Source organism: Pseudonocardia sp., from assembly GCF_029263155.1.
Taxonomy (GTDB): Bacteria; Actinomycetota; Actinomycetes; order Mycobacteriales; family Pseudonocardiaceae; genus Pseudonocardia.
The window spans coordinates 13,271-39,307 of record NZ_JAJCYB010000077.1 but is presented as its reverse complement, the minus strand read 5'-3'; the positions used below and the strand labels follow the sequence as shown (position 1 = coordinate 39,307).

Genomic DNA, 26,037 nt, shown 5'->3' with positions numbered 1-26,037 from the left:
TCAGCCCCCTCGCTGGCGGATCGACAGGTCGAACAGGATGTTGACGCCGTTGAGCAGCGACTGGCCCTTGCTGCGCGAGTACTCCGTGTAGCGGATCGTCACGGGCACCTCGCGCACCCGCCACGACGAGCGGCCCAGGTAGGACACGATCTCCGAGGCGTGTGCCATGCCGTTCATGGTGATCTGCAGGTCGTCGGCGACCGGTCGGGTGAGCACGCGCAGCCCGTTGTGGGCGTCGGTGAGCTTCAGCTTGCGACCGGCCGGGCTCAGCAGCACGGCCGTGCGCAGCACGATCCGCTTGAGCAGCGGCACGGAGCCGGCGTTGTCGGCGAAGCGGGTGCCGAGCACCACGTCGGCGGCGCCGGTGCGGGCGAGGTCGACCATCGCCGACGCGTCCTCCAGGCGGTGCTGCCCGTCGGCGTCGAACATGACGAAGTACCGCGCACCGGGCTGGGCCCGCGCGTAGGTGAGGCCGGTCTGCAGGGCGGCGCCCTGGCCGAGGTTGACCGGGTGCCGGACCAGGTGCGCGCCGGTGCGCAGCACCGCCGGCACCGAGCCGTCGCCGCTGCCGTCGTCGACGCACACCACGTTCGGGAACACCGCGAGCGTCTGACGGACGACCTGCTCGAGGACCTGCACCTCGTTGAAGACCGGGATCACGACCCAGACGTCGCCGTTGATCGGACCGGGGTCGGTCACCGTCGAGCTCCTCCCGCCGTCTGCACGTCAACCTACCCGCGGCGCGACGGCGGCCACGTCCGGGTGGCCCGCCCGCAGCGCGTGCACGGCGCCCCCGGAGAGCAGCGCGACGACGACGGCGGGGCCCGCCAGCTGCGCGATCAGGGCCGCCGTGATCGGGTCGAGCGGCAGCACGAGCAGGCCCAGGAACACCACGGTGCCCGCGACCCAGGCCACGGTGACCACCTGCTGGCGGCCGAGCGCGATCAGTGTCGGCTGCATCACCATCGCGACGAGCATCAGCATCGTGGCCGCCCCGAGCAGGCCCAACGTGGCCACCGGCGGCCGCTGCGCGGTGTTGAACAGCACCTCCGCGGCCCACGGCCCGACCAGCACGCACCCGAGCACGCCGACCGCGCCGACCCCGACCACGACCCCGACGACCTGCCGCAGCCGCCTGCGCAGCTCGGCGCCGTGGCCGAGCGTGGCCGCGCGGGTCAGCTTGGGCAGCAGCACCGCCTGGACCGGCGCGAACAGGAACAGCGGGATCCGCGCCAGCACGAAGGTGGACGCGAAGACGCTCGCCGAGACCAGGTCGTCCGGCGAGCGGAACGTGACCACGACCGGTGCCAGGTTGGCCACCAGCTGGCTCAGCGCCACGGCGACCATCAGGTAGGACAGCGATCGGCCCATCCCGGCCGGGACCGCGGGCGCCGCGTCGGGCACGCGGGGCGTCGCGACGGTCGTGGCGACGCTCAGCGCGGCCAGCGCCGACCCGAGCGCGAACGCGAACCCGTACGCGGCGGGCTCGGCCACGGCGAGCAGCACCAGTCCGAGTCCGGGCAGCAGCCGCACCGCACCCTCGACGTAGAGGGTGCGCGCGTAGGCGGTGAACCGCTGCTGCCCGCCGAGGACGCCGCGGGCCCAGTACACGGCCGCCGAGCCGGCGATCGCGACGAGCAGCGCGGCGAGCAGCCCGACCCGCCCGTCGAGCACCCGGTGCAGCAGCAGCGGCCACGCCACCAGCACCACCGCGACCAGCACCACCAGCGACCGCAGCACCAGGACCGCGGCGTGTCGCGCGACCGGTCGCACCGGCTCACCGCGGGCGACGGCGGCGCTCACCGCGCGGCTGGTCTCCTGTTCCAGCGCGGCGAAGATGCCCGGGCCGACGATGTTCACGACCAGGTACAGCGAGATCAGCGCGCTCAGCGCGCCCGCCTCGTCGGGCCGGGAGAAGACGTGTCCGACGACGGCGACGAACGCGTACCCCGCCGCACCGAGTACCCCGAGGCCCAGGGCCAGGTGCAGCGCGGTGCCGATCCGCGCGCGCCCGCCCATCACGTCCGGGCGAGCGTGACGAACTCGTTGTACGGGAAGACCTTGCCCACCGGTCGCGGGAACGGGAACGAGTACTGCCGGTCCACGCCCAGGCCGACGGCCCCGCACAGCGCCGCGACCTCGGCGAACCCGCAGAACCGGACGTGGGTGGCGTCGGTGGTGTAGCCCTTCTCCTGCGGCGTGATGAACACGACCTTGCCGCCCTTGCGGACGTGGGGCAGGTACTCGCGCAGCAGGCCGAGCGCGTCGTCCTCGGTCATGTGCTCGACGACGTGGGCCAGCAGCAAGCTGTCGAACGCGCCGGGCCGGGCGTGCGGGCTCTCGGCGAAGTCGTCGGGTGTGTAGGCCTCGAACCCGCGCTCGGTGGCCAGCGCCACCGACGACGGGTTGTGGTCGACGCCGACACCGTTGCCGTCGAGGTGGGCGAGGTTGCGCCCGAGCCCGCAGCCGACGTCGAGCGTGCGGCCCAGTGCGAGCAGGCGGATGTTCCAGCGGTAGGGAGCCTGCACGTCGAGACGCTGCTTCCAGCCTGCGCTCTCCATCGACGCCAGGCGCTGGGTGTAGTCGGCGGCGTCGGTGCCCGGGCGGGGTTCGGGTGCGGTCACCCGACCAGTGTGCCGGGAACCACCCGGGCCCGACCATCCGGACCGTCCTGCCCGCCCCGGATCCTCCTTCCTCGGACCGTCGGCTCCCCCGCCTGCGACACTCGCGGCCGTGAAGATGGTGCAGACGTCGATACCCGGGTTGCTGGTCGTCGAGCTGACGGTGCACGCCGACGGCCGCGGCTGGTTCAAGGAGTCCTACCAGCGGGCGAAGCTGGCCGACGCCGGGCTGCCGCGGTTCGAGCCGGTGCAGAACAACGTGTCGTTCAACGCGGAGGTGGGGGTCACGCGCGGCATCCACGCCGAACCGTGGGACAAGTACATCTCGCTGGCGCACGGGCGCGCGTTCGCGGCGATCGTGGACCTGCGGCCCGGCGAGACGTTCGGCCGGGTCGAGACCGTCGAGCTGCACCCGGGCAACGCGCTCTACGTACCCCGGGGCTGCGGCAACAGCTACCAGACCCTGACCCCGGACGTCGTCTACACCTACCTGGTCAACGAGCACTGGTCGCCGGACGCGCGGTACACGCTGGTCCAGGCGTTCGACCCCGCGCTGGGCATCGACTGGCCGATCGGCGAGGACGCCGCGATCCGGTCGGACAAGGACCGCGCCCACCCGGCCCTGGCGGCGCTGTGAAGGTCCTGGTCCTCGGCGCGGGCGGGCAGGTCGGGCGCGCCCTGGCCGCCGCGCTCCCCGACGCCGTGGCGCTGACCCGGGCGCAGCTCGACCTCACCGATCCCGGCGGCGCCGACCGGGCGGGGGTCGACTGGGCCGCGTTCGACGCCGTGGTCAACGCCGCCGCGTACACCGACGTCGACGGCGCCGAGACCGCGGGGCGCGTCGCCGCCTGGCGGACAAACGCCACCGGTCCCGCCCGCCTCGCGGAGCTGGCCCGCACGCACGGATTCACCCTCGTCCACTTCTCCACCGAGTACGTGTTCGACGGGACGTGGCCCGGTCCGGTCCCGGAGGACGCACCGCCCGCCCCACTGGGCGCCTACGGCGCGTCGAAGGCGGCCGGGGACCTCGCCGTCGCCTGCACCCCCGCGCACTACCTGGTGAGGCCCACCTGGGTCGTCGGGGACGGCCGCAACTTCGTGCGCACCATGCTCGGACTCGCCGCCCGCGGGATCGAGCCGACGGTGGTCGCCGACCAGATCGGGCGCCCCACGTTCGCGGCGGACCTCGCCGACGCCGTCGTGCACCTCCTGCGCACCGGGGCCCCGCACGGCACCTACCACCTCACCGGCGGCGGCGAGCCCGCGTCCTGGGCCGAGGTCGCCCGCGCCACCTACGGCCTGGCCGGGCACGCCGATCTGCGCGTCACCGACACCACGACCGAGGCCTACTTCGCCGACAAGCCGCACGCCGCCCGCCGCCCCCTCAACAGCGTGCTGGACCTGACCCGGATCGAGCACGTCGGCGTGCGGCCACCCGACTGGCGCGACCGTCTCGCGGAGTACGTGCGGCGCGGGTAGCGACGCAGCCGAGGCCGAGCAGCGGCTTCGCGCGCCGAACCGGGTCTCGCGCGCTGCCGACGGCGCGCGGAACCCGGTCGAGCGCGCGAACCGGGGCCCGGCCCGCGCGGACCGCTCAGCGGGTCTTGAGCGGCTCCCACCACGCGCGGTTCGCGGTGTACCAGGCCACCGTGTCGGCCAGGCCCTGGGTGAACGGCACGCGCGGCGCGTAGCCCAGCTCGTCGGCGATCTTGGACCAGTCGACGCTGTAGCGACGGTCGTGGCCCTTGCGGTCGGTGACCTGCTCGACCATCTCCTCGCCCGCCCCGACCGCGGCCAGCAGCCGGTAGGTCAGCTCGCGGTTGGTGAGCTCGGTGCCGCCGCCGATGTTGTAGACCTCGCCGTCGCGGCCCTTCTCCGCGACGAGCTGGATGGCGCGGCAGTGGTCGGCGACGTGCAGCCAGTCGCGCACGTTGAGGCCGTCGCCGTAGAGCGGCACCGTGCGCCCGTCGAGCAGGTTGGACACGAACAGCGGGATGACCTTCTCCGGGAACTGGTGCGGCCCGTAGTTGTTGGAGCAGCGCGTGATGCACACCGGCAGGCCGTGGGTGCGGTGGTAGGAGCGGGCGAGCAGGTCCGAGGACGCCTTCGACGCCGAGTACGGCGAGTTCGGCTCCAGCGGGTGCGTCTCGGGCCACGATCCGGAGTCGATCGAGCCGTACACCTCGTCGGTGGAGACGTGCACGAACCGGTCGACGCTCGCGTCCAGCGCCGCCTGCAGCAGCACCTGCGTGCCGACGACGTTGGTGGAGACGAAGTCGGCCGCGCCCGAGATCGAGCGGTCGACGTGCGACTCCGCCGCGAAGTGCACCACCACGTCCGCGCCGTCCATCGCGGCGGTGACCGCGCCTGCGTCGCGGATGTCGCCGTGGACGAACGTGTACCCGTCGGCGGGCAGGTTGGTGCGGGTACCGGCGTAGGTCAGCAGGTCGAGCACCACCACCTCGGCGCCGGCGAACGCCGGGTACTCACCGGCGAGCAGCGAGCGCACGTAGTGCGAGCCGATGAAACCGGCGCCGCCGGTGACCAGGACCTTCATCGTGCGCGCTCCGCGACCGCCATGACGTACTCCCCGTAGCCGGACTTGCCCTGCGCCGCGCCGAGCGCGTGGCAGGCGTCCGCGTCGATCCAGCCGCGCTCCAGCGCGATCTCCTCCAGGCACGCGATTCGCACGCCCTGCCGGTGCTCGAGCACCTGCACGTACTGCCCGGCCTCCAGCAGCGAGTCGTGGGTGCCGGTGTCCAGCCAGGCGAACCCGCGGCCCAGGTCGATGAGGCGGGCCGCGTCCTTGTCCAGGTACGCCCGGTTGACGTCGGTGATCTCCAGCTCGCCGCGCGCGGACGGCGACAGGCCGCGGGCGATGTCGACGACCCGGTCGTCGTAGAGGTAGAGCCCGGTGATGGCCCGGTTGGACCGCGGCCTCGCCGGCTTCTCCTCGATGTCGACCAGCCGCCCGCCCGCGTCGGCGACGCCGACGCCGTAGCGCTGCGGGTCGCGCACCGGGTAGCCGAACAGCACCGCACCGTCGTCCCCGCGCTCGACCCCGGCGATCGCGCCGCGCAGCGTGTCGGCGAAGCCGGGACCGTGGAAGATGTTGTCGCCCAGGACCAGCGCGCAGGACTCGCCCGCGATGTGGTCGGCGCCGATGAGGAACGCCTGCGCGATGCCGTTCGGCTCGGGCTGCGCGGCGTAGGAGATCGCCAGGCCCAGCTCCGCACCGTCGCCGAGCAGGCGCCGGAACATCGACTGCTCCTCGGGCGTGGTGATCACCAGGATGTCGCGGATCCCGGCCAGCATGAGCACCGACAGCGGGTAGTAGATCATCGGCTTGTCGTAGACGGGCAGCAGCTGCTTGGACACCGCGCGCGTGATCGGGTGCAGCCGCGTACCGGCCCCACCGGCGAGGATGATGCCCTTCACGCGTACACGGCGACGGTCAGGGTGGCGATCCACAGCACGGCAAGGACCTGCAGGACGCGGTCGCCGAGCGCGATCTCCTCGGGCTCGCCGCCGGTGCCGTTGTCGACGTCGACCGCGTAGCGCAGCACGGCCACCACGAACGGCACGATCGACACCGCCGACCAGATCGGGTTGTTCTCGGCCTCCCGGATCTCGAAGGCCCACAGCGAGTACGTGGTGATCAGCACCGTGGCCGAGAGGCCCCACACGAACCGCAGGTAGGACGCCGAGTAGCTCTCCAGCGACTTGCGGATCTTCGCACCGGTCCGCTCCGCCAGCATCATCTCCGCGTAGCGCTTGCCGGCCACCATGAACAGCGACCCGAACCCCGCGACCAGCAGGAACCACTGCGACAGCGCGATCCCGGTGGCCGCGCCGCCCGCGATGGCGCGCAGCAGGAACCCCGAGGCGACGATGCAGATGTCGAGGACCGGCTGGTGCTTGAGCCAGAAGCAGTACGCGAGCTGGACGGTGACGTACACCGCCAGCACGGCCACCAGCTGCATGCTGGCCAGCAGGCTGACCGCGACCGCGGCGGCGAGCAGCACCACGGCCACCCCCACGGCCAGTGCGGGCGGCACGATCCCGGCCGCGATTGGCCGGTTGCGCTTCGTCGGGTGCGCCCGGTCGGCCTCCACGTCGTTGGCGTCGTTGACCAGGTAGATGCCCGACGCGGCCAGCGAGAACGCCACGAACGCCATCGCCAGCTGGAACGCGATGCCCGGCGCCAGCAGGTCGCCCGCCGCGAACGGCGCCGCCAGCACCAGCACGTTCTTCACCCACTGTCGCGGGCGCATCGTCCGGAGCACGCCGCGGGCCACCGATCCCGGCGTGCGGGGCATGTCGGTGGCGGCGGCCGGCACGTCGGTGCTGGTCATCGGGTCTTCCTCCGCTTCGGTACGCGGCGCGCGGCGGCGGCGACCGCGGCGCCGAGCAGGGAGCCCGCGACGACGTCGCTCGGGTAGTGGACGCCGAGCACCAGCCGCGACAGCGCCATCGGCGGCACGAGCACCGCCACGAGCGGCCGGTGCAGCAACGCACCGAACAGCACCGCCGCCGCGGTCGTCGACGTGGCGTGGGCCGACGGGAAGCTGAGCCTGCTGGGGGTGCCGACCCGCACCTGCACCGCCGGGTCGTCGGGCCGCGGGCGGCGCACCACGCGCTTGACGCCGATCGACACGCCGTGGGCGAGAGCCACACCGGCGGTGGCGACGAGCCAGTCACGGCGGCGCGGCCGGTCCAGCACCGCGCCCGCGGCACCGAACGCGAGCCACCCCGCGGCGTGTTCGCCGAACAGCGACATCCCGCGCGCCACCCGGACCACGGGCGGTGGGCCGACGGTGCGCTGGACGGCGCTGAGCGCGCGCACCTCGATGGCGCGGACGGTGCCGGTGGGTGGCTGGGCCACGACAGGGGCCTCCAGGGCGGCGCGAATCGGAGTCCGCGGGCGGATCGGCGACAGGGATCGGATCGGGATGGATGCTACGCGGACGCTCAGAACCAGCGTTCCAGCACCAGCGCCAGCCCGTCGTCGCTGTTGCTCCCCGTGACCTCGTCGGCCACGCCGTGCAGCACCGGGTGCGCGTTGCCCATCGCGACGCCGTGCCCGGCCCAGCGCAGCATCTCCAGATCGTTGGGCATGTCCCCGAACGCGACGACGTCGGCGGTGGCGACGCCGAGCCGCCGCGCCACCTCGGCCAGCCCGGTGGCCTTCGTGACCCGCGGCGGGGAGAGCTCGACGAGCCCGCCGGGATGGGAGAACGTGAGGTCGGCGACATCGCCGACGGCCGGGGCCAGTGCCGCCATCATGATCTCGCTGGGCAGCTCGGCGCACCGGACGAGCAGCTTCACCGCGGGCCGCGACACGAGCTCGGCGCGGTCGACGACGTGCTCGTCGGCGTCGGGCCACGCGTGCCGGTAGGAGGGCTCGGCGACGAAGTGTCCGTGGGCGTCGTCGAAGGCGCTCGCGCCGACGCGCTCCACCGCCAGCCCGCCGGTCGGCAGGGCGGCCGTCACGGTGGCGGCGAGCTCGCCGAGCGTGTCCGGGGCCAGCGTCCGGCTCCACAGCACCCGGTCGTCCACCGCGTCGTAGAGGACGGCGCCGTTGGCGCACACGGCCAGCCGGGTCTGCGGGAGCTGTTCGACGACCGGATGGATCCACCGCGGCGGCCTGCCGGTGACCAGCACGAACCCCACGCCGGCCGCCACCGCGCGCCCGATCACGGCCGCGGCGCGCGGCGTGACCCGGTCGTACGGGTCGAGCAGCGTGCCGTCGACGTCGGTGGCGACCAGAAGGGGAGCCTGCACGGACCCAGCGTACGGGGCCGGCCCGCTGGCGACCCGGCGTCGCGGCGGGTCGGTCAGAGCCGGACCGGCATCAGCAGCGAGTACGTGCCCGGCCGGCCGGACGGCCGGATCGTCACCGGGGCCAGCGGGCCGTCCAGCTCCAGCCGCAGCTGTCCCGCTCCGCCGGCGTCCACCGCCTCCAGCAGGAACTCCACGCTGACCCCGGTGCCTTCGGGTCCCGTGCCGACGTGCAGCCGCCCGTCCGCGTCCACCGACAGCACCGTGACGTCGACGTCCACACCGTCCTGCTCGCGCCGCACCTGCCTGGTCCCGGCCGCGGCGACGGCCGTACGCAGCTCGGTCGCGTCGACGGGTACCTGGTTGCCCGCGGCGGGCACCAGGCGGCGGAAGTCGGGGAACGCGTTGTCGAGCAGCCGGTCCTGCACCGTGGCGGCGCCGCACCGGGCCGACACCGCCGACCCGTCGATCCGCAGTAGAACGTCGCCGGCGTCGAACCCGGCGAGCTGGTCGGCGAACCTCGCGGGCAACAGCGCCGCCACGGCCGGGGCGGCGCCGCGCCGCACCGTGGACACGGCGAGCCGGTAGCGGTCGGTCGCGACGAGCGTCACGACGTCCGCCGTGACGTCGAGCAGCACTCCGCGCAGCGCGGGGTAGGTCGGGTCGGAGCCGACGGCGAAGCGCACGGCCCGCAGGGCGGCAGCGAGGTCGGCGGCGGGCAGGGTCACGGTCGTGGACACGGGGGTCTCCTCCGGAGCGGTCAGCAACGTGCGGACGGAGGAGAGCTCGCGCCGGGCGTCGGCCACGCCCTGTTCCAGGCGCCGCAGATGGCCGTCGAGCAGCGCGTCGACGGCGTCCGGGTCGTGCCGGTGTTCCAGCACCTCCCGGATCCCGGCCAGCGGCATGCCCACCCGGCGCAGCGACGCCACGAGCCGGGCGACCACGAGCTGGTCGGGCGCGTAGAAGCGGTAGCCGCTGTGCGGGTCCACGTGGGCGGGCCCGAACACCCCGGCGCCGTCGTAGAACCGCAGCGCGCTGACCGTCAACCCGGACTCCCGGGCCATCCGGCCGATGCCACGCCAGCTCTCCATGCCCGCGAATCTCCCGTCTCGACCAGGTCGAGGGTCCACTCACACGCGGACGATCTCGAGCCCGGCGATGCCCTCGACCGGGGCGAAGTCGTCGTCCTGGGTCACCACGGGTAGGCCCCGCGCGGCCGCGCTCGCCGCGATCCAGAGGTCGTTGACGTTCACCCGCCGCCCGGACCCGGCGAGCTGCACGCGCATCCGGGCCCACATGTGCGCCGCGGCCTCATCGATCCCGATCAGCTCGATGTCGGCGACGGCGTCGAGGGTGAGCATCCGTCGCGCGCGGGTCTCGACGTCGGCTGCAGCCAGCACACCGGCCTGCAGCTCGGCCAGTGTCACGACCGAGACCGCGGACTCGTCGGGGAGCAGGTCCGTGCGCAGCGGGCGCCCGCTCTCGGCTGCGATGAAGACGCTCGTGTCGAGAACACCCCTCACCGGATCGGGCCCAGGTCGTCCGTGCTGTCCCCGGCGAGGCGGGCGAGGTCGGCCCGCAGCCCCGGATCGGCCTGCACCCGGTGCAGTCGCGCGGCGAGGTCGTCACGGCCGATCCAGCCGCGACGGGACCGTTGCACGGGAACCAGCTCGGCCACCGCGCGCCCGTTGACCGTGACCGTGACCCGCTCGCCCTCCTGCACCCGGCGCAGCACGCCGGCGGTGTCGTTGCGCAGCTCCCGGCTGGGCACCTCACTCATGCTACGACTGTAGCATTCGTGTAGGCCACTCCTCAGATGATCGCGACCGCGACCACGAGCCCCAGTGCCACGTGCGCGGCGGCGATCACGTAGCTCTGCGGGAGCATCCGGTCGGCGGCCAGCACCGCGCCGATGTCGATGCCCATCACCCACTCCAGCAGCCGCACCGCCCCGACCTGGGCGAGGATCCCGACGATGCCGAAGACCGCGGTCTGGATCAGCCCCTCGGTGAGGAGACCCGACGAGGTGTAGATCGCGGTGACGACGATCAGCGCCATGCTGACCATGCCCGCGGCCGTGACGACCACGGCGTTCGGCAGGCCCTCGCGCACCATCACGTTGAGCTTTCCGGGCGTGGTCAGGTCCACGGCGTAGAAGCCCAGCAGCATGAGGATCACGCCGAGCACGGCATAGAGCAGGATCGCACCGATGCCGATGCCGATCACGGAGAAGAAGCCCGGGTTGATCATTCGGGGAGCCTTTCGGGTCTATTCGGGGATGCGGTGGGGGACGAACGCCGCGCCGTCGTCGGTCACCAGACCGACGGTCTCGCGGATGCCGAGGCCGGCCGCCGTGTCGCCGACGACCCACGCGCCCAGCGCCGGGCGGAAGCCGTCGAACTCGGGGAGCGGGGCGAAGAGCTGGTAGACGTAGCCCTCCTCGCCGTAGACACCGCCGGTCTCGTGCTCGGAGCCGGGCGAGACGATCGAGATGTTGGCGCCCTCGCGGCCCAGCCGGGGCTTGCGGACGTACTCGGTGAGCATCCCGGGCTGGTCGAGGTAGGCGGGCAGCAGGTTGGGGTGGCCGGGATACATCTCCCACAGCACGGCCAGCAGGGCCTTGTTGGACAGGACCGACTTCCACAGCGGCTCGACCCACAGCGTCTCGGGCAGGCTCGCGAGCACGTGCCTGCCGAAGTCGTCGGTGACGACCCACTCCCACGGGTAGAGCTTGAACACCGCGGCCATCGGCGACTCCTCGAGGTCGACGAAACTCTCCAGTGCGGAGTCCCAGCCGATGTCCTCGATCGCCAGCCCGACGGTGTTCAGCCCGGCCTCGGCGGCGGTCTCCTGCAGGTAGCCGACGGTGACGTGGTCCTCGCCGCTGGCGTCGGCGCCCGACCACGTGAAGTAGATGTCGTCGCCGGGCAGCCGGGCCCTGAGCTCGGCCCAGCGCTCCACGAGCTTCTCGTGCAGCGAGTTCCACTGGTCGTCGGCCGGGTGGACGTCCTTCAGCCAGTACCACTGCAGCAGTGACGCCTCCAGCAGCGTCGTCGGGGTGTCGGCGTTGTACTCCAGCAGCTGCGCCGGCCCGGAGCCGTCGTAGCGCAGGTCGAAACGGCCGTAGACGTGCGGGTCGCTGCGCCGCCACGACGCCGCCACGCCGTCCCAGGCGTACTCGGGGATCGCGAAGTCGCGGAAGCGCTCGGTGGTCACGACGTGGTCGACGGCCTCCAGGCACATCGAGTGCAGCACCTCGACGTCGGCCTCCAGCGACAGGACCTCGTCCATCGTGAACGTGTAGTGCACCGACTCGTCCCAGTACGGGCGGGCGAGGCCCCCCTGGCCACGACCCGGCGCGCCGAACACCATCCCCTGCTCGCGGACGATGTCCGCCCATCCCGCGCGCGGCTCACCGCGGCCCCGCTCCACCTACGAGCCACTCGAGGAACCGCCGCCGGAGACGCCCAGCCCGCCGCGGGACACGCTGCTGCTCGACGCGCGCGGCGAGACGTCGCGGCCCGAGGACGAGCGCACGCGGGTGCCGTCCGGCGGCACCACCGTGGTGCCGCCGCTCACCCGCTGACCGACCGTGCCGCTGCCGCCGTAGTTGTAGTGGTACTGCCGCCCGCCGCCGCCGATGAAGATCGGGTAGAAGCCGCCGCCGTAGCCGCCGCTGTTCGCCACGGGCGTGACGCAGTTGGAGTCGTCCACGATCTCCTGGGTCTCCTCGTCCACGCACTGGGCCGCGACCTCGTCCTCGGAGCGCACCACGGAGTAGCCGACCGCGATGAGCGCGACGACGCCGACGGTCACGCCCGCCCCGACGAGGACCCGCCTGCGCGTGCGGGCCGAGCGCTCCTCGTCGTCCGCGGCCTGCCGGGCGGCGGCCTCCTGGCGGCGCCGCGCCTGCTCGCGGGCGCGCCGCTGCGCCAGGGTGGGCTCGCGGGGTGTCGTCGAGCCGTCCTGGAACCGCATACTCCCGGGTTCCGGCCGATCCTCGTCGCTCATGAGCGCCCCCTCACCGATCCGACACGCGCGCGCACGGTACCGGCCACGGCGAGCGGGACGGACGGCGACGCTCGCAGCACGGCGACGACCGATGGTCGCGCGGGAGCGACCGCGACGACGGGCCACCCGCCAGGTCACGGCATGATGACGGGCGATATGGACCGCACCCTCACCGCTCCCCGGCCCGTGAGAGACGACGACGCTCCCCCGTACGAGTCGCCGTCTCCGAGTGCCGGCGGGCGTCTCCCCGTCACCCCGCCGGGCCCGCCGATGCACCCGGTCTGGCGGATCGTCACGGGCATCGTCATCGGCGCGCTCGCGATGTTCGGTGTCGCCGCGTTCGACACCGTCACCGGCACCGAGGTCCCGGTGCTCGGCTCGTTCGCCGCGCTGCCGGCCGCACCCGACGAGCCCGAGGTCGTGGAGGTGCAGGCCCCGCCCGCCGTGCCCGGCACCTGCCTGAACTGGACCCGCCCCGACGCCGCCGACACCGCGCTCGTCGACTGTGCCCAGCCGCACCTGTTCGAGCAGGCGGGCACCGTCACGCTGCTCGACCAGGTGGAGCTGCCCACCGACGCCACCTTCCGCCAGCTGGTCGACGAGCGCTGCGGCCCGGTCGTCATGACCTACCTGAACGACGTCTTCGACCCCTACGGCCGCTACCGGATCGGTGCGCTCAAGCCGTCCCCGAGCAAGTGGGAGCAGGGCGACCGGGAGCTGCGCTGCGGGTTGCAGAGCGCGTCGCGCTCGGGCGCGCTCTACCCGCTCACCGGCAAGGTGGCCGACGGCGACCAGGCCGACGTCCAGGAGCCGGGCGTGTGCCTGGGGATCAGCGGCCGCAGCGTCGGCGACCCCGTGGACTGCGCCGGCACGCACGCGCTGGAGACCGTGGGCATCGTCGACCTGAGCGCCGACTTCCCCGACGCCTTCCCGTCCATCGCCGACCAGGACGCGCTGCTGCAGCCGCGCTGCAACGAGCTGGCCGCGCAGTACGCGGGCGGGCCCACGGTCGTCGCCGACAAGGGGCTGACGGTGTACTGGAACAACATCCAGGAGGAGTCCTGGGCCGCCGGCACCCGCCGCGCCAACTGCAACGTGGCCACCCTGCTGCCCGACCGCAGCGGGTTCGCGCCGGTCACCGGCTCGGTCAAGGGCGATGTCGTGGTCGGCGACCAGGTGGCGCCGCAGACGGAGGACACCCCCGACGCCGGGGTGCCCGCCCCGCCCACCCCCACTCCGGCCGCCCCGTCGGAGGCCACCGCGCCCACCTCGCCCGCCGAACCCGGTGCCCCGTCCGGCGAGCCGGAGGCCCCGGCGGACGGGGCACCGGCGCTCCTGCCGCCGGAGCTCCCCGTGCCCGTCGGCGGGGCGTGACCGCCGGGTCATGGAGATGACCCGGCGGCACTTCGAGGAGCTCGTCGCCGACGCACTGGACACCATCCCCGCCCAGCTCACCGCGGCGATGGACAACGTCGTCGTCCTCGTGGAGGCCCGCAACGACGAGGAGCCCGACCTCCTCGGGATCTACGAGGGAGTCGCGCTCACCGAGCGCGACTCCACCTACGGCGGCGTCCTGCCCGACCGCATCAGCATCTACCAGGACGCCATCCTGTCGATCTGCCACACCGATGCCGAGGTGGTGCACGAGGTCGCCGTCACCGTGGTGCACGAGGTGGCCCACCACTTCGGCATCGACGAGGACACCCTGCACGCCCTCGGCTGGGGCTGACGCACCCCCACCCCGCGAGTCGCCCTCCGTGCCCGCGAGTCGCGCCCTCCGTGCGCAGCCTGCACCGGCTCGCGCACACGCACACCCCGACTCGCGCACACGCACACCCCGACTCGCGCGCACGCACACCCCGACTCGCGGAGGGGCGGGTCGGTCAGTCGGGGGGGCCGCCGGCGGTGACGTCGCCGGGGACGGGGACCGCGTCGTCCCAGTGCTCCAGGGTCCAGCCCGCCCCGCTGCGGTTGAGGATCACCAGGCCGGTGTTGGGCACGTACCGGGTCTCGGCGTGGTCACCGAGCAGAGCGGCCGCGGCCAGCCGGATCGCGGCTCCGTGGCTGGCCAGCACGACCGTGCCGGTGACGTCGCGGGTGATCCGCGCGACGGCCGGGACGAAGCGGGCGTTCAGGTCGAGGGCCGACTCACCACCGGGTAGGCGCGCGGCGAGCTCGCCGCGGGCCCACGCGCCGTAGACGGCGTCGAACTGCTCGCGAGCGTCGTCGTCGGCACGGCCTTCCAGGTCGCCGCAGGAGACCTCGTGCACGCCCTCGACCACGCCGACGGCCAGCCCGTGGGCCGCGGCGACGGGCGCGCCGGTCTGCTGGGCCCGCGTGGCCGCCGACGCGTGCACCGCGACGATCGGCTCCCCCGCCAGGCGCATGCCCAGCGCCGCCGCCTGCCCCAGCCCGAGCGCGTTGAGCGGCGGGCCGGGCGGGCGGGAGTCCAGCACGCGACCCACGTTGGCGTCGGTCTGCCCGTGCCGCACCAGGATCAGGCGCGTCATGCCCCCTCCCCGCCGACCGGCGACGGGCCGCGACGTGCGGTGCGCCGCGGTGAACGCGCCTGCCCGGTCACGAGGCGCTGCCCGCGCGCAGGCCGTCGACCCACTGCTGGGCCGCGGCGAACTCGGCGTGACCGCTCCCGCCGAGCGGCGCGGCCGGATCGCCCGAGCCGTCGGCCGGGACCCCGTTGCCCGCTCGCGGGAACGAGCCGAGGAACCGCACGCGGTCGCAGCGGCGATGCAGCGCCGCCAGCGCCTCGCCCATCGCGGGCTCGGCCACGTGGCCCGTGCAGTCGATGTGGAACCAGTACTCGGCGTGCCTGTCCTTGATCGGCCTGGATTCGATGCGGGTCAGGTCGATGCCCCGCATCGCGAGCTCGGTGAGCAGGCCGAGCAGCGAGCCCGGCACGTTGCGGGTGGTGGCGGCGAACGTCGTGCGGTCGCGGCCGGTGGGGTCGGGCGGCGGCGCGGGCGGGGCCAGGAGCACGAATCGGGTGACCGCGCCCGGGTTGTCGGCCACGTCGTCGACGATCACGTCGAGCCCGTGCTGCTCGGCGGCCAGCGGGGCGGCGACGGCGGCGTCGAGGTCCCCGCGCGCCACCTGCGCCGCCGCCTCGGACGTCGACGAGGTCAGCAGGACCTCCGCGGCGGGCAGGTGCGCGGACAACCAGCCACGGGTCTGCGCGACGGCGTGCGGGTGCGAACCCACGCGCCGGACGTCCGCGGTGACCGTGCCCGGCCGCGCCATCACCGCGAACCGGACGGCCACCAGCGCCTCGCGGACGATCACCAACGGCGGGTCGCCGACGAGCCCGTCGAGCACGGCACCGACCGCCCCCTCGACGCTGTTCTCGATCGGGACGCAGCCGGCGTCGACCTCCCCGCGGCGCACCGCCTCCAGCACCGCCGGGCTCCCCGCACACGGCACGAACTCGGCGTCACGGGCTTCGGGGAGCGACCGCAGCGCCTGCTCGGTGAAGGTGGCGTGCGGTCCGAGAAACGCCAGTCGACCCACGCCCGGAACCCTAGCGCCGGGCGTCGCGGGCACGCGGAGCGCCCACACCCGCCGGTCCCGGCCGGTCAGCGGGGAAGCAGGCCCAGGCCGGCCAGGGTGGTGTTCGGGCCCTGGTCGGGATCGGTGCCGCAACGCGACAGCAGGCCGCGGACACCGGCGACGGCCCGCTCGGACAGGGCCGCCAGCTCCGCGGCCAGCGCGGCCCCGTCGGTGCTGCGCAGGGCGCCGTCGACGTCACCGCCGCCCAGCGCGCGGGCCACCGCGACGAGCATGTTGACGATGCCGTGGCGACGTGGCCCGGCACCGTCGACGCGCACCGACTCGTACAGGCCCAGCGTGGTGAACCCCCGACCCGCAGCCACGACGACGCCGACGAACTCCTCGACGTCCCGTGTGGACGGCGCGTCGGACGGCCGCGGACCGCCGCAGCGCAGCCGGGGCGCGCACCCCTGGTCGGCGACGCGGCGCACGGCGTCGAGCCAGGCGCCGGTGCCGCCGGGGTCGCCCTCGACCGGCCTGCGCGGCTCCACCACCGCCACGACGTCCTCGGGCACGAACTCGGCGACGCGGTCGAGCCAGACGGCGTCGACGTCCGGAGGGGCGGCGGTCTCGATCGTGCGCGGGGTGAGCAGGTTGGGCCGCGACAGGACCGTGGAGAGCGCCTTCGGCACCGCCCCGAGCCCGGTGTCGACGACCAGCGACAGGTCGACCGGGCGGCTCGGCGCGGCTCGCGCCAGCTCCTTGACCAGCGCGGGAAGCCGCGACACCGGGCACACCAGCTGGCCGACGAGCCCGCCGTTGTGCCCGTCGCGCGCCCGGAGGTAGCGCGCCACGACCGTCTCGGTCGGCGGGCCTGCCGCTCTGGGGCGCAGCAGGCTCGTGTCGTCGACGAGCTGCGCGAACAGGGGCGGGGTTCCCGCCGTCGGCACCGTCGTCACGGCCACAGACGCTAACGGGTGGGTCACGGCGACCCGACAAGGGCTGCTGCTTGCGCAGATCCACCCTCCGAAGCTAGCTTAGGCTCACCTAAACTGGAGGTGCGCCTTGGGAACCACCCGCCTGCGCAGGCCCCCGGCCCCGACCGCCGCCGAGCGCGCCCGCAGCGTCGCGGCCCGCTCGGGCAGCGTGGCCGCGCTCGTCGGCACCGGATCGCCGATCGCGCAGCCTCGGACGCACCACGTGCACGCCGACGGGTCCGCGGTCCTGCTGCTCGCCGACGACGAGCCGGTGCTGCGGCGGATGCAGGGTGGGCCGGGGCCCGCCTCCACAGCCGGCGGGCCGGCTTCTGCCTCCACAGCCGGCGGGCTGGAACCTGCCTCCACAGCCGGCGGGCTGGCCGTGATGCTGGAGCTCGCCGACCCGGCCCCGGTCGACCTGCGCGAGCCGGTGCGGGGCCTGCTGTGGATCACCGGGCACCTCACGTCCGTCGACCCCGAACGAGCCCGGCGCATCGCCGTCGGCCTCGCCGACCACCACCCGCATCCCGCACTGCTCGAGCTCGGCCACGGCGCCACGATGGTGCGGTTGACACCCGGGTCGGCGGTGCTGTCGGACGCGGAGGGCAGCGCGGTGTTCGCCCCCGTCGACCTCGCCGCGGCCCGACCCGACCCGTTCTGCCACTACGAGCAGCAGTGGCTCACGCACCTGGAACAGGCCCATCCGCAGGTCTTCACGGCGCTGGCCCGGCACCTGCCGACACCCCTGCGCGACGTCCGGGACGCACGGGTCCGCCCGCTGGGGGTGGATCGCTGCGGGCTGCGGCTGCGCGTCGAGGCCGGCGATCAGGACCACGACGTGCGGCTGGCATGGGAACACCCGATCGCGACACCGGAGGAGCTGCGGGTGCAGCTACAGCGGCTGGTCGGCTGCCCGCTCCGACGGCGCTAGATCGGCGCGCACCCGACGCGTGACCATGCGCTCGGCCACGAACGACGCGATCGGCACGGTGCCCGCGAGCAGCACCACCAGCGCCTCCAGCGGCTTGGCCCGCACCCGCTCGGCGAGGATCAGCGTGCAGACGATATAGATCATGTACAGGAAGCCGTGGGTGACGCCGACGACGGCGACCGGCCCCGGGGTGTCGAAGAAGTACTTCAGCGGCATCGCCACGAACACCAGCACGATCAGGCCGATGCCCGTGATCCAGGCGGCGACGCGGTAGCTGCGCAGGGCGGTCGGGATCGACACGTCGTGGTACCTCTCAGTTCTCGCGCTCGGCGAGCTCGCGGAGCATCCGGTTGTAGGCGACGAGCTGGGGGTTCTCGTCGACGGTGAGCGCGGGCGCGGCGGCCGGTCGGGCGGTGAACGGGCTGGGCCCGTCGTCGACGGCGGGCTCCGGGCCGGCGGCGGGCGCCGGTTCCGGTTCGGCCGGCAGGTCGCGGGCCTCCAGGCTCAGGAACCGCCACCACATCACGCCGAAGAAGATCGCGAAGACGGGCCACTGCAGGCCGTAGCCGACGTTGAGCGCGCTGCCCAGCGCCGATCCGGCCCGCTGCCACTGCCAGACCGCCAGCCACCCGCAGGTGACCATCGCGCCGAGCGTGAGCGCGTGCCAGACCAGCCAGCGGGGGGACAGCGCGAGCCGCAACACGGGGACCAGACTACGCCGCGGGTAGCGTCGCCGATCGTGTCCCGGCCCTCCCCCACCGCGGTCGTCACCGACCCCGGGGCGCGCCGGCTGATCGGCACCGAGGTGCTGGTCGTCCTCACCGTCACCCTCGGGCTCTCCGCGGTGCGCAGCGCGCTGAACCTCGCCGACGCACTGCTGCAGCCGGTGCCGCTGAACGAGCAGCAGGTGGCGCTCAACGCCCCCGCGGCCCAGGCCGATCTCGTCGACCTCGCCCTGCAGCTCACGCGCGTGCTGCAACTGGTCGGCTGGGGAGCGCTGGGGGCCTACCTGCTCATCCGCGCCGGGTTCGCCCTGCGCGCCGTGGGCCTGGACGCGCGGCAACCCGGCCGCGACGCCCTCGGCTCGGCCGGGCTCGCCGCGCTGATCGGCGTCCCGGGGCTCGGGCTCTACCTGGTGGCGCGGGCGCTGGGGGTCAGCGTCACCATCGCGCCGACCACGCTCGACGCCACCTGGTGGCAGCTTCCGGTGCTCCTGGCCTCGGCGGCGGCGAACAGCTGGGCCGAGGAGGTGGTCATGGTGGCGTATCTGATCACGCGACTGCGCCAGCTCGGGTGGTCGGAGAACACCTCGCTGCTGGCCCAGGCCCTGCTGCGCGGGGCGTACCACCTCTACCAGGGGCTCGGCGGGTTCGTCGGCAACGTGGTGATGGGCCTGGTGTTCGGGCGGGTGTGGCAGCGCACCAACCGCCTGTGGATGCTCGTGGGCGCGCACGCCCTGATCGACGTGGTGGCCTTCGTCGGCTACGCGCTGCTGGCCGGGCGGGTGGGCTGGCTGCCCTGACCCGGCGGGACACGGCAGCGGCGACCGTGACGTGATCGTGACCCCGATCCGGGGCCGATCGGTGAACGCCCGCACGGTCACCTCCCGTACCCCCTCAGGACATGTTCGCGACGAGGAGGGATCCACTCCTGATGCAGAAGACCGTGATCGGCCGGCTCGCGGCCGCGGCCCTGGTGGTGGGAGTCGTCGCCGCCTGCGGGTCCGGCACCGACACCGGCAGCCCACCGGCCACCGACGCCGCCGGTGGCGGCCTGGCGGTGGCCACCGAGTCCGATACCGTCGACGCCGCGCCCGGTGACGGCACCTGTGCCGACGCCGACGGCGCCTGCTCGCTGCGGGCCGCGGTCCAGGAGGCGAACGCCGCGGGCGGGGGCACCGTGACGCTGCCCGCCGGCACCTACACCATCGGGATCGACGGGATCGACGAGGACGAGGGCGCCACCGGCGACCTCGACATCACCAGCACCGTCACCATCGAGGGCCCGGAGGCCACGATCGACGCCGCCGGTGTCGACCGTGCCCTGGACGTGCTCGAGGGCGGCGCGCTGACCCTGACCGGGGTGACCGTCACCGGCGGTTCCGCGCAGGGCGAGGGGATGCCGGCCTCCGGCGGCGGGATCCGCAACGCCGGCGAGCTGACCGCCGACGGCGCCACCATCACCGGCAACACCGCCGTGCGCGCGGGCGGCGGCATCGAGGCCGTCGCCGGGTCGACCACCGAGCTGACCGGGGTGACCCTGTCCGACAACGAGGCCGGGCCCGGCCCGGGCAACGGCGGCGGCCTGCACATCACCGAGTCGGGCACGGTGACCGTGACCGACAGCATGGTCACCGGGAACCGGGCGGCGTCCGAGGGCGGCGGCCTGTGGAACGACACGATGAGCACGATGACCGTCACCGGCACGACCATCAGCGGCAACACCGCCAGCGGGGCCGAGGCCACCATGGGCGGCGGCGGCGTGTTCACCATCGGTGGTGAGCTGACCCTGCGCGACTCCGAGGTGACCGACAACGTCGCCGACGGCATGGCCGGCTCCGGCGGCGGCGCGCTCAACGACGACGGCACGCTGGTCGTGGAGAACACCACGTTCTCGGGCAACACCTCGGTCCGCGCCGGCGGGGCGATCGAGGCCAACATCGGCACGACCGAGATCTCCGGGACCACGATGACCGGCAACTCGACCGGCGACAGCCCGGGCAACGGCGGCGGGGTGCACCTGACCGGCGCGGGCACCGTCACCCTCGACGGCGGCGCGGTCACCGGGAACATGGCGGCCAACCAGGGCGGTGGCCTGTGGAACTCCGCTCCCGGGACGATGACGGTGACGGGAACCGACGTCAGCGGCAACGAGTCGCCGACGGGCCCGGACCTCTACCAGGACGGCGACGGCACGGGCTTCACCGCCGACGGTGAGGTCGTGCCACCCGCGGGCGGCTGAGCCGCGGTCCACGGTCCGACGAGGCGGCCGCCGGTGGGTCACCCCACCGGCGGCCGCGTCGTTCCCGGGTCCTGGGCGGATCGGGCTCAGGTGCCGAGGATCTGGTAACGCATCCTCGCCATCATGTTCTCGGCGCCGGGCGTGATGCCGCTGGCCGTCCACAGCTCGTCGATGCGGGCGCCGATGTCCTCGGGGTCCCAGCGCTTCCCGTCGTTGCGGACCTCGGCGACGCTGGTGAACGGCTGGAAGATCTCGATGCTGTCACCCTGCACGCCGAACACCTTGCCGCTGATGTGGTTCGACGCGTCCGAGCACAGGAACGCCACCAACGGCGCGACGTTCTCGGGGGCGAAGAAGTCGAACTCGCCGCGCGCGAGGGCGGCCTCGCGGTCGTCCCGGAACTCCTGCGGCATCAGGTCGAGCGTCATGGCCGTCAGGGCGGTGGGCGCGATCGCGTTGGAGGTGATCCCGCCGCGGGCGCCCTCCATCGCGACGATCGTGGAGAACGCGGCGATGCCCGCCTTGGCCGCGCCGTAGTTGCTCTGGCCGAAGTTGCCCAGGATCCCCGAGGTCGACGCCGTGTGGACGACGTGACCGGGCTGCTTGGCCTCCTTCCAGTGCTGCACCGCGGCACGCGTGGGCAGGAAGTGCCCGCGCAGGTGCACGCGGATCACCGCGTCCCAGTCGTCGTCGGAGAGCTTGGCGAGCGTCCGGTCGCGCAGGATGCCGGCGTTGTTGACCACGGCGTCGAGCCGCCCGAACTCGGCCAGCGCGGTGGCGACGAGGCCGTTCGCGACGTCGGCGTCGGCGACGTCGCCGCTCGCGGCCACCGCCCGGCCACCCGCGGCGACGATCTCCTTGGCCACCGACTCGCCCGTGTCCGGGTCGAACTCGGCCACGACGATCGCGGCACCCTGTGCCGCGCACTCCAGCGCCTCACCGCGCCCGATCCCCCGGCCCGCGCCGGTGACGATGACGACCTTGCCGTCCAGTAGTCCCATGCCCAGCAGCATATGACCCGCCGGTAACCGCGCAGCCGTGACGTACTGCACGCGTGTGACCGAGCACGCCCGCGCACCGCCCGTCCGGCGGTGCCGCGCTGGTGGGGGACGATGAGCAGGTGGCCGCACCGCAGCGCACTGCGACACCGCACGGGCCGGGCACGTGAAGGCCTCGTGGGCGACCTACCGCAGCAGCATCGGTGACCGTTGCGGGCTGTTCGCCGCCCTGCGCGAGCGGTGGAACCCGGCGACGGCGCTCTACCCGGGCAGCTATCTCGACCTGTCCCCGTCGACGGCGATCCCCTCGGTCACCTACGTCGACTCCGACCGCCGGGCCGCACGCTACTTCGCCGACGAACCGCTCGTGGCCGCCGAGCTCGAGGGGCGCACGCTGCCCGGGGCGGGCGCGGAAGTGACGTTCCTGCACCGGGACTACACCACGCCGCTGTCGCTCCCCCGGGCCGGCTTCGACCTGCTCATTTCGCTCTACGCCGGCCCGGTCTGGGATCACTGCCGCCAGCACCTCGCCCCGCAGGGGCTGCTCCTGGCCAACACCAGTCACGGGGACGCGAGTCTCGCCGCGCTCGACCCGGCCCTGCGACTGGTGGCCGCCGTGCACCAGCGCGACGGCAAGTACCGCCTCGACACCGAGCGACTCGACAGCCACCTCGTCCCGAGGAGGCCGGACGCGGCCGACCCCGAGCGGATCCGCAGCCAGGGACGGGGAATCGCCTACACCAGGACCGCGTTCGCCTACGTGTTCCGCGCTGCCTGCTCCCGAGAATGATCAACGGTCCGATGCGCTACGGCCGGGAGCGATTCGGGGGCCGGGAGCGATGTGGGCGCCGGGCCGTCGGTCGGCCTCGCGTGGCGCGGGCGGGCCGGTGGCCAGCAGGCGGGCGGCGTCGAGCGGATCGACCCGGTCCAGGCCGCCGACCCCGTCGAACGCCCGGTCCGGCGAGACGATCACGCCGATGCCCCGGCGCAGGGCCGTCGCCGCGTGCACCGCGTCCCGGATCCCCAGCCCGGTGCTCGTGGCGACGAGCCCGAGCGCGGTGCGCAGCTCGGGTGCGCCGAAGTCGTGCAGCAGGCACAGCGAGCCGACCGCGAGCGCCTCGTCCCGCACCACGGCGCCGTCCAGACCCCGCCTGCGCAACACGTGCGCGTACTCCTGCACGAGCTCGACGCTGGCCTCGCCGGTGAGCGACCCGTGCTGGCAGAGCCGGACGAGCTCCCGACACGGGGCCCGGTACTCGTGCTCCCGGCCGCGCGCGTACAGGAAGACGGCGGTGTCGAACAGGAACCGCGTCACGCGTCGCCCGGGTACATCGACTCGATCTCGGACTTGGCATCCGCCCAGTCGCCGAGATCGAGCGGTTCGGCGTCGAGCAGGAGCTGCCCGGCCGCGCTGCGGCTCGGGCCGTCCGGCGGGTAGCAGGCATCGATGGCCTCGCGCACGAGCGCGGCCACCGAGCTACCGCGACGCTCGGCCTCCTGCGTGATGCGGGCCAGGCGGTCCTCGTCCAGCAACAGCTGCAGCCGCTGGGTCAACACAGCCATGTGTAGATGTTAGCAGGCTCAGGTGTGTGTAGGTCGGGACCGAGCTACCGCAGGGTGACCTGCTTGCCGGCGAGCGCGTCGCGAGCACGGCGCTCGTCTGCCGTCAGCGGGGCGTCGTCGGCCAGGGCCTCGGTCAGGCGCTTCGCGAACGCGGTGACGGGCTCGCTCCACTCCTTGGGGTGCTGGTCGCGGTCGAGGTCCCAGACGGGCACGAGCAGGCCGTGCGCTCGGAAGGACCCCGCGTAGCGGGTCTCCGGGCCGAGCGCGAGCTCGCCCCGGGCCTGCAGCCGGGCCAGTGCCGCGATCAGCTGCTCCTCGGGCTCGGGCCGGACCCAGCGCAGGTGCGCCTTGGTGCCGGTGTCCACCCAGTACGCGGCCCGGACGCCCTCTCCCGTGACGGCCTCCGTCGGCATGATCACCGCGTTGGCCCGCTCGACGGTGGCCAGCACCTCCGCGGTGGGCTCGCTGCCGTCCTCCGGGGCCACCCACCACGCGAAGTCGGCGTGCAGGGTGACCTCGAGCGGCGCGTCGGCGTCGAGGACGTCCTGGAGCCGCTCGGTGCCCGTCAGCCCGGGTCCCACCACCGGCAGCGCGCTGCCCGGTTCGGCGGCCCGGGCCCAGTCCAGCGCGCGGGCGAGGTCGGCGGACAGGTCGCCGGAGCGGGTCTGCACCTGCATCCCGAGCAGGATGTCGCCGCCGGGGCGCACGACCGCCGCGGAGGCGCCGGGCAGCACCGACGCCAGCGTGGCCGTGCCCTCGCGCAGCGGCAGCGGCGCCGTCGCCGACGGGAGGAACTCGCGAAGCGCGACCAGGTCGCACTCCGCGGCCAGGCCGGCGAACGGGCGGGTGACGATGACGTCGTCACCCGCTCCGTGGCAGGCCTTGTAGCGCTTACCGGATCCGCAGGGGCAGGGCCGGCGCGGGTTCTCCCCGGCCGGGGCTGCCACACGTGTCTTCTTCGCCATGGTTCCGAGGACCCTATCCGGGGGTGGGCCGGGCTAGCGGGGGCGGGGGCCGGGCCGGGGGGCAGGACCCTCGACGAAGGCGTGCTGCGGCCGCGGTGCGCGCGGGGCCTCGCTGACCGCCTGGCGGCCCTCGGCCCCGGCACCGGTCAGGGCGCGGACCTCCATCTCGGCGAACCGGCGGTCCGCGTCCTCGTCGCGCGGGCCGAGGAAGGTGCCGATCGCGCCGAGCAGGAAGGACAGCGGGATCGAGACGATGCCCGGGTTGGCCAGCGGGAACAGGGCGAAGTCGGCACCGGGGATCATCGAGGACGGCGAACCCGACACCGCGGGTGAGACGATCACCAGGAACAGGGCGGTGCCCATGCCGCCGTACATGCTGTAGAGCGCGCCCGTGGTGTTGAACCGCTTCCAGAACAGCGAGTACACCAGCGGCGCCATGTTGGCCGACGCCGCCACCGCGAAGGCCAGGGTGACGAGCACGGCGACGTTCTGCCCGATGGCGAGGATCCCGCCGGCGATCGCGAGCACGCCCACGCCGACCGCGGTGCGCCGCGCCACCCTGACTTCCTGTCCGGCTTCGGGTGCCCCGCGCTTGATGACGTTGGCGTAGACGTCGTGGGCGAAGGAGGCCGACGCCGCGATGGTCAGGCCGGCCACCACGGCCAGGATCGTCGCGAAGGCGACGGCGGCCACGATCCCCAGCAGGAGCGTCCCCCCGAGCCGGAACGCCAGCAGCGGAGCCGCGGAGTTCGACGCTCCGGGTGCGGCGAGGATCGTGTCGGGGCCGACGAGCGCCGTTGCGCCGTAGCCGATCACCAGCACCATCAGGAAGAAGCCGCCGATCAACCAGATCGCCCAGGCCACGGATCGACGGGCCTCCTGCGCGTTCGGCACGGTGTAGAAGCGCATCAGGATGTGCGGCAGGCTCGCCGGGCCGAGCACGGCCGCCAGCGACAGCGAGATGAAATCGATCTTCGAGAGCTCGGTCTGTCCGTACAGCAGCCCGGGAGCAAGCACCTGCTCCCCGGCCTCCGGGCTGTTCTCCGCAGCCGCGCCGAGCAGCGCGGAGAGGTTGAACCCGTACCTGCCGACCACCCACGCGGCAAGCACGAGCCCGCAGACGAGGAGCAGGTTGGCCTTGATGATCTGTACCCAGGTGGTGCCCTTCATGCCGCCCACCAGCACGTAGACCATCATCAGGCCCCCGACCACCGCGATCACGATGCTCTGCCCGAGCCGGTTGCTGCTGGGGATGTCGAGCAACAGCGCGACCAGCCCGCCCGCGCCTGCGATCTGCGCGATCAGGTAGATCAGCGAGATGAGCAGCGTCGAGGTGGCTGCGGCCGCACGCACCGGTCGCTGCCGCAGGCGGAAGCTCAGGACGTCGCCCATCGTGAACCGGCCGGTGTTGCGCATCCACTCGGCGACCAGCAGCAGCGCGACGAGCCAGCCCACGAAGGCGCCGATCGCGTAGAGCAGGCCGTCGTAGCCGAAGACGGCGACGACGCCCGCGATCCCGAGGAACGCGGCGGCGGAGAGGTAGTCACCGGCCAGCGCCACACCGTTCTGGCCGCCGGTGAACCCGCGCCCACCGGTGTAGTAGTCCGAGGCCGTCTGGTTGCTGCGGCTGACGCGGAACACCACCACGAGGGTCAGCACCACGAAGGCGCCGAAGACCGCGATGTTGACCGCCGGGTTGCCGACCGACGCCGGTTGCGCGAGGAGCAC

General features: G+C 73.8%; 32 protein-coding genes. 8 read left to right on the top strand and 24 right to left on the bottom strand.

The features are described from left to right. From Q1K26_RS16810 to Q1K26_RS16800, 3 genes are read right to left on the bottom strand one after another with little or no spacing between them, the layout of a single operon-like run. Complete coding sequence (locus Q1K26_RS16810; RefSeq protein WP_300013401.1) at positions 1–699, bottom strand: glycosyltransferase family 2 protein; 699 nt, start codon at positions 697–699, stop codon at positions 1–3. 27 nt (positions 700–726) lie between these two features. After that, positions 727–2,022, bottom strand: a complete 1,296-nt coding sequence (locus Q1K26_RS16805) for a hypothetical protein (protein ID WP_300013397.1) — start codon at positions 2,020–2,022, stop codon at positions 727–729. After that, positions 2,019–2,624: a class I SAM-dependent methyltransferase gene (locus Q1K26_RS16800; RefSeq protein WP_300013394.1), complete on the bottom strand. Its 606-nt coding sequence runs from the start codon at positions 2,622–2,624 to the stop codon at positions 2,019–2,021. Before Q1K26_RS16800 ends, Q1K26_RS16805 begins: the two co-directional genes overlap by 4 nt. A gap of 115 nt (positions 2,625–2,739) precedes the next feature. Between Q1K26_RS16800 and rfbC the strand changes: the two genes are divergently transcribed. Continuing rightward, on the top strand, positions 2,740–3,258 hold the full coding sequence (gene rfbC, locus Q1K26_RS16795; protein WP_300013468.1) for a dTDP-4-dehydrorhamnose 3,5-epimerase: 519 nt from the start codon (positions 2,740–2,742) through the stop codon (positions 3,256–3,258). Then, positions 3,255–4,100 (top strand): dTDP-4-dehydrorhamnose reductase, encoded by an 846-nt coding sequence (gene rfbD / locus Q1K26_RS16790; RefSeq protein WP_300013391.1) that lies wholly within the window; start codon positions 3,255–3,257, stop codon positions 4,098–4,100. The genes rfbC and rfbD overlap by 4 nt, the downstream gene beginning before the upstream one ends. Before the next feature lie 115 nt (positions 4,101–4,215). On the opposite strand, the gene rfbB is transcribed toward rfbD, so the two are convergent. The 11 genes from rfbB to Q1K26_RS16735 all read right to left on the bottom strand — a co-directional run bounded on the left by rfbB (position 4,216) and on the right by Q1K26_RS16735 (position 12,413). Next, positions 4,216–5,178: a dTDP-glucose 4,6-dehydratase gene (gene rfbB, locus Q1K26_RS16785; protein ID WP_300013388.1), complete on the bottom strand. Its 963-nt coding sequence runs from the start codon at positions 5,176–5,178 to the stop codon at positions 4,216–4,218. Further along, a complete protein-coding gene (gene rfbA, locus Q1K26_RS16780; protein ID WP_300013385.1) occupies positions 5,175–6,059 on the bottom strand; it encodes a glucose-1-phosphate thymidylyltransferase RfbA in 885 nt (294 codons plus the stop codon). The genes rfbB and rfbA overlap by 4 nt, the downstream gene beginning before the upstream one ends. Then, positions 6,056–6,940, bottom strand: coding sequence for a decaprenyl-phosphate phosphoribosyltransferase (locus tag Q1K26_RS16775; RefSeq protein WP_300013465.1), 885 nt, complete (start codon positions 6,938–6,940; stop codon positions 6,056–6,058). The genes rfbA and Q1K26_RS16775 overlap by 4 nt, the downstream gene beginning before the upstream one ends. A gap of 32 nt (positions 6,941–6,972) precedes the next feature. Beyond that, positions 6,973–7,473 (bottom strand): phosphatase PAP2 family protein, encoded by a 501-nt coding sequence (locus Q1K26_RS16770; protein WP_300013462.1) that lies wholly within the window; start codon positions 7,471–7,473, stop codon positions 6,973–6,975. Positions 7,474–7,592: 119 nt separating this feature from the next. After that, the gene (locus Q1K26_RS16765) at positions 7,593–8,405 is read right to left on the bottom strand and encodes an HAD family hydrolase (protein ID WP_300013382.1); all 813 of its coding nucleotides are present in this window, start codon (positions 8,403–8,405) and stop codon (positions 7,593–7,595) included. Positions 8,406–8,458: 53 nt separating this feature from the next. Next, on the bottom strand, positions 8,459–9,493 hold the full coding sequence (locus tag Q1K26_RS16760) for a MerR family transcriptional regulator (protein ID WP_300013379.1): 1,035 nt from the start codon (positions 9,491–9,493) through the stop codon (positions 8,459–8,461). 39 nt (positions 9,494–9,532) lie between these two features. After that, a complete protein-coding gene (locus tag Q1K26_RS16755; protein ID WP_300013376.1) occupies positions 9,533–9,925 on the bottom strand; it encodes a type II toxin-antitoxin system VapC family toxin in 393 nt (130 codons plus the stop codon). Then, positions 9,922–10,182, bottom strand: a complete 261-nt coding sequence (locus Q1K26_RS16750) for a type II toxin-antitoxin system prevent-host-death family antitoxin (protein ID WP_300013373.1) — start codon at positions 10,180–10,182, stop codon at positions 9,922–9,924. The genes Q1K26_RS16755 and Q1K26_RS16750 overlap by 4 nt, the downstream gene beginning before the upstream one ends. A gap of 32 nt (positions 10,183–10,214) precedes the next feature. Next, complete coding sequence (locus Q1K26_RS16745; RefSeq protein WP_300013370.1) at positions 10,215–10,652, bottom strand: DUF350 domain-containing protein; 438 nt, start codon at positions 10,650–10,652, stop codon at positions 10,215–10,217. An 18-nt stretch (positions 10,653–10,670) separates the two neighbouring features. Continuing rightward, positions 10,671–11,834, bottom strand: coding sequence for a glutathionylspermidine synthase family protein (locus Q1K26_RS16740; RefSeq protein ID WP_300013367.1), 1,164 nt, complete (start codon positions 11,832–11,834; stop codon positions 10,671–10,673). Continuing rightward, entirely contained in the window at positions 11,835–12,413 is a 579-nt protein-coding gene (locus Q1K26_RS16735) for a hypothetical protein (RefSeq protein WP_300013364.1), read from the bottom strand. Positions 12,414–12,554: 141 nt separating this feature from the next. On the opposite strand from Q1K26_RS16735, the gene Q1K26_RS16730 reads away from it, so the two are divergent. Both Q1K26_RS16730 and Q1K26_RS16725 read left to right on the top strand, forming a co-directional pair. After that, complete coding sequence (locus Q1K26_RS16730; protein WP_300013361.1) at positions 12,555–13,787, top strand: septum formation family protein; 1,233 nt, start codon at positions 12,555–12,557, stop codon at positions 13,785–13,787. Positions 13,788–13,797: 10 nt separating this feature from the next. After that, positions 13,798–14,142, top strand: coding sequence for a metallopeptidase family protein (locus tag Q1K26_RS16725; protein WP_300013358.1), 345 nt, complete (start codon positions 13,798–13,800; stop codon positions 14,140–14,142). 154 nt (positions 14,143–14,296) lie between these two features. Here Q1K26_RS16725 and Q1K26_RS16720 read toward each other — a convergent pair whose 3' ends face one another. The 3 genes from Q1K26_RS16720 to Q1K26_RS16710 all read right to left on the bottom strand — a co-directional run bounded on the left by Q1K26_RS16720 (position 14,297) and on the right by Q1K26_RS16710 (position 16,873). Continuing rightward, on the bottom strand, positions 14,297–14,923 hold the full coding sequence (locus Q1K26_RS16720) for a histidine phosphatase family protein (protein WP_300013355.1): 627 nt from the start codon (positions 14,921–14,923) through the stop codon (positions 14,297–14,299). Positions 14,924–14,990: 67 nt separating this feature from the next. Then, positions 14,991–15,935 carry a prephenate dehydratase gene (gene pheA, locus Q1K26_RS16715; protein ID WP_300013352.1) on the bottom strand — a complete coding sequence of 315 codons (945 nt, stop codon included), beginning with the start codon at positions 15,933–15,935 and terminating at the stop codon, positions 14,991–14,993. Between the two features lie 65 nt (positions 15,936–16,000). Continuing rightward, positions 16,001–16,873, bottom strand: a complete 873-nt coding sequence (locus tag Q1K26_RS16710; RefSeq protein WP_300013349.1) for a hypothetical protein — start codon at positions 16,871–16,873, stop codon at positions 16,001–16,003. Positions 16,874–16,979: 106 nt separating this feature from the next. Here Q1K26_RS16710 and Q1K26_RS16705 point away from each other — a divergent pair, with 106 nt between their 5' ends. Then, a complete protein-coding gene (locus Q1K26_RS16705) occupies positions 16,980–17,822 on the top strand; it encodes a DUF2470 domain-containing protein (RefSeq protein ID WP_300013346.1) in 843 nt (280 codons plus the stop codon). Here the strand turns inward: Q1K26_RS16705 and Q1K26_RS16700 are convergent. Together Q1K26_RS16700 and Q1K26_RS16695 are read right to left on the bottom strand one after the other, a co-directional pair. After that, the gene (locus Q1K26_RS16700) at positions 17,784–18,122 is read right to left on the bottom strand and encodes a DUF3817 domain-containing protein (RefSeq protein WP_300013343.1); all 339 of its coding nucleotides are present in this window, start codon (positions 18,120–18,122) and stop codon (positions 17,784–17,786) included. The two genes, Q1K26_RS16705 and Q1K26_RS16700, sit on opposite strands and share 39 nt — an antisense overlap. 13 nt (positions 18,123–18,135) lie before the next feature. Continuing rightward, a complete protein-coding gene (locus Q1K26_RS16695) occupies positions 18,136–18,525 on the bottom strand; it encodes a hypothetical protein (protein WP_300013341.1) in 390 nt (129 codons plus the stop codon). Between the two features lie 36 nt (positions 18,526–18,561). On the opposite strand from Q1K26_RS16695, the gene Q1K26_RS16690 reads away from it, so the two are divergent. Together Q1K26_RS16690 and Q1K26_RS16685 are read left to right on the top strand one after the other, a co-directional pair. Further along, positions 18,562–19,344, top strand: coding sequence for a CPBP family intramembrane glutamic endopeptidase (locus tag Q1K26_RS16690; protein ID WP_300013339.1), 783 nt, complete (start codon positions 18,562–18,564; stop codon positions 19,342–19,344). Between the two features lie 131 nt (positions 19,345–19,475). Next, positions 19,476–20,783, top strand: coding sequence for a right-handed parallel beta-helix repeat-containing protein (locus tag Q1K26_RS16685; protein ID WP_300013337.1), 1,308 nt, complete (start codon positions 19,476–19,478; stop codon positions 20,781–20,783). 86 nt (positions 20,784–20,869) lie between these two features. On the opposite strand, the gene Q1K26_RS16680 is transcribed toward Q1K26_RS16685, so the two are convergent. Then, the gene (locus Q1K26_RS16680) at positions 20,870–21,784 is read right to left on the bottom strand and encodes an SDR family NAD(P)-dependent oxidoreductase (protein WP_300013335.1); all 915 of its coding nucleotides are present in this window, start codon (positions 21,782–21,784) and stop codon (positions 20,870–20,872) included. A 163-nt stretch (positions 21,785–21,947) separates the two neighbouring features. Here Q1K26_RS16680 and Q1K26_RS16675 point away from each other — a divergent pair, with 163 nt between their 5' ends. Continuing rightward, entirely contained in the window at positions 21,948–22,571 is a 624-nt protein-coding gene (locus tag Q1K26_RS16675) for a hypothetical protein (RefSeq protein ID WP_300013332.1), read from the top strand. On the opposite strand, the gene Q1K26_RS16670 is transcribed toward Q1K26_RS16675, so the two are convergent. From Q1K26_RS16670 to Q1K26_RS16655, 4 genes are read right to left on the bottom strand one after another with little or no spacing between them, the layout of a single operon-like run. Further along, positions 22,572–23,096 carry a type II toxin-antitoxin system VapC family toxin gene (locus Q1K26_RS16670; protein WP_300013329.1) on the bottom strand — a complete coding sequence of 175 codons (525 nt, stop codon included), beginning with the start codon at positions 23,094–23,096 and terminating at the stop codon, positions 22,572–22,574. Next, a complete protein-coding gene (locus tag Q1K26_RS16665; RefSeq protein WP_300013326.1) occupies positions 23,093–23,344 on the bottom strand; it encodes a CopG family transcriptional regulator in 252 nt (83 codons plus the stop codon). The genes Q1K26_RS16670 and Q1K26_RS16665 overlap by 4 nt, the downstream gene beginning before the upstream one ends. A 44-nt stretch (positions 23,345–23,388) precedes the next feature. Then, positions 23,389–24,309 (bottom strand): DUF5926 family protein, encoded by a 921-nt coding sequence (locus tag Q1K26_RS16660; RefSeq protein WP_300013323.1) that lies wholly within the window; start codon positions 24,307–24,309, stop codon positions 23,389–23,391. 33 nt (positions 24,310–24,342) lie between these two features. Then, a complete protein-coding gene (locus Q1K26_RS16655) occupies positions 24,343–26,037 on the bottom strand; it encodes a cation acetate symporter (RefSeq protein WP_300013320.1) in 1,695 nt (564 codons plus the stop codon).

Bases quoted from the DNA above. Each gene is read 5' to 3' on its own strand.
- Q1K26_RS16775 (WP_300013465.1), bottom strand. From the start codon at position 6,940: ATGCCCCGCACGCCGGGATCGGTGGCCCGCGGCGTGCTCCGGACGATG.
- Q1K26_RS16735 (WP_300013364.1), bottom strand. From the start codon at position 12,413: ATGAGCGACGAGGATCGGCCGGAACCCGGGAGTATGCGGTTCCAGGAC.
- Q1K26_RS16685 (WP_300013337.1), top strand. From the start codon at position 19,476: ATGCAGAAGACCGTGATCGGCCGGCTCGCGGCCGCGGCCCTGGTGGTG.
- Q1K26_RS16750 (WP_300013373.1), bottom strand. From the start codon at position 10,182: ATGAGTGAGGTGCCCAGCCGGGAGCTGCGCAACGACACCGCCGGCGTG.
- Q1K26_RS16730 (WP_300013361.1), top strand. From the start codon at position 12,555: ATGATGACGGGCGATATGGACCGCACCCTCACCGCTCCCCGGCCCGTG.
- Q1K26_RS16760 (WP_300013379.1), bottom strand. From the start codon at position 9,493: ATGGAGAGCTGGCGTGGCATCGGCCGGATGGCCCGGGAGTCCGGGTTG.
- Q1K26_RS16660 (WP_300013323.1), bottom strand. From the start codon at position 24,309: ATGGCGAAGAAGACACGTGTGGCAGCCCCGGCCGGGGAGAACCCGCGC.
- rfbC (WP_300013468.1), top strand. From the start codon at position 2,740: ATGGTGCAGACGTCGATACCCGGGTTGCTGGTCGTCGAGCTGACGGTG.
- Q1K26_RS16725 (WP_300013358.1), top strand. From the start codon at position 13,798: ATGGAGATGACCCGGCGGCACTTCGAGGAGCTCGTCGCCGACGCACTG.
- Q1K26_RS16665 (WP_300013326.1), bottom strand. From the start codon at position 23,344: ATGGCTGTGTTGACCCAGCGGCTGCAGCTGTTGCTGGACGAGGACCGC.
- Q1K26_RS16745 (WP_300013370.1), bottom strand. From the start codon at position 10,652: ATGATCAACCCGGGCTTCTTCTCCGTGATCGGCATCGGCATCGGTGCG.
- rfbB (WP_300013388.1), bottom strand. From the start codon at position 5,178: ATGAAGGTCCTGGTCACCGGCGGCGCCGGTTTCATCGGCTCGCACTAC.
- Q1K26_RS16680 (WP_300013335.1), bottom strand. From the start codon at position 21,784: ATGGGACTACTGGACGGCAAGGTCGTCATCGTCACCGGCGCGGGCCGG.
- Q1K26_RS16720 (WP_300013355.1), bottom strand. From the start codon at position 14,923: ATGACGCGCCTGATCCTGGTGCGGCACGGGCAGACCGACGCCAACGTG.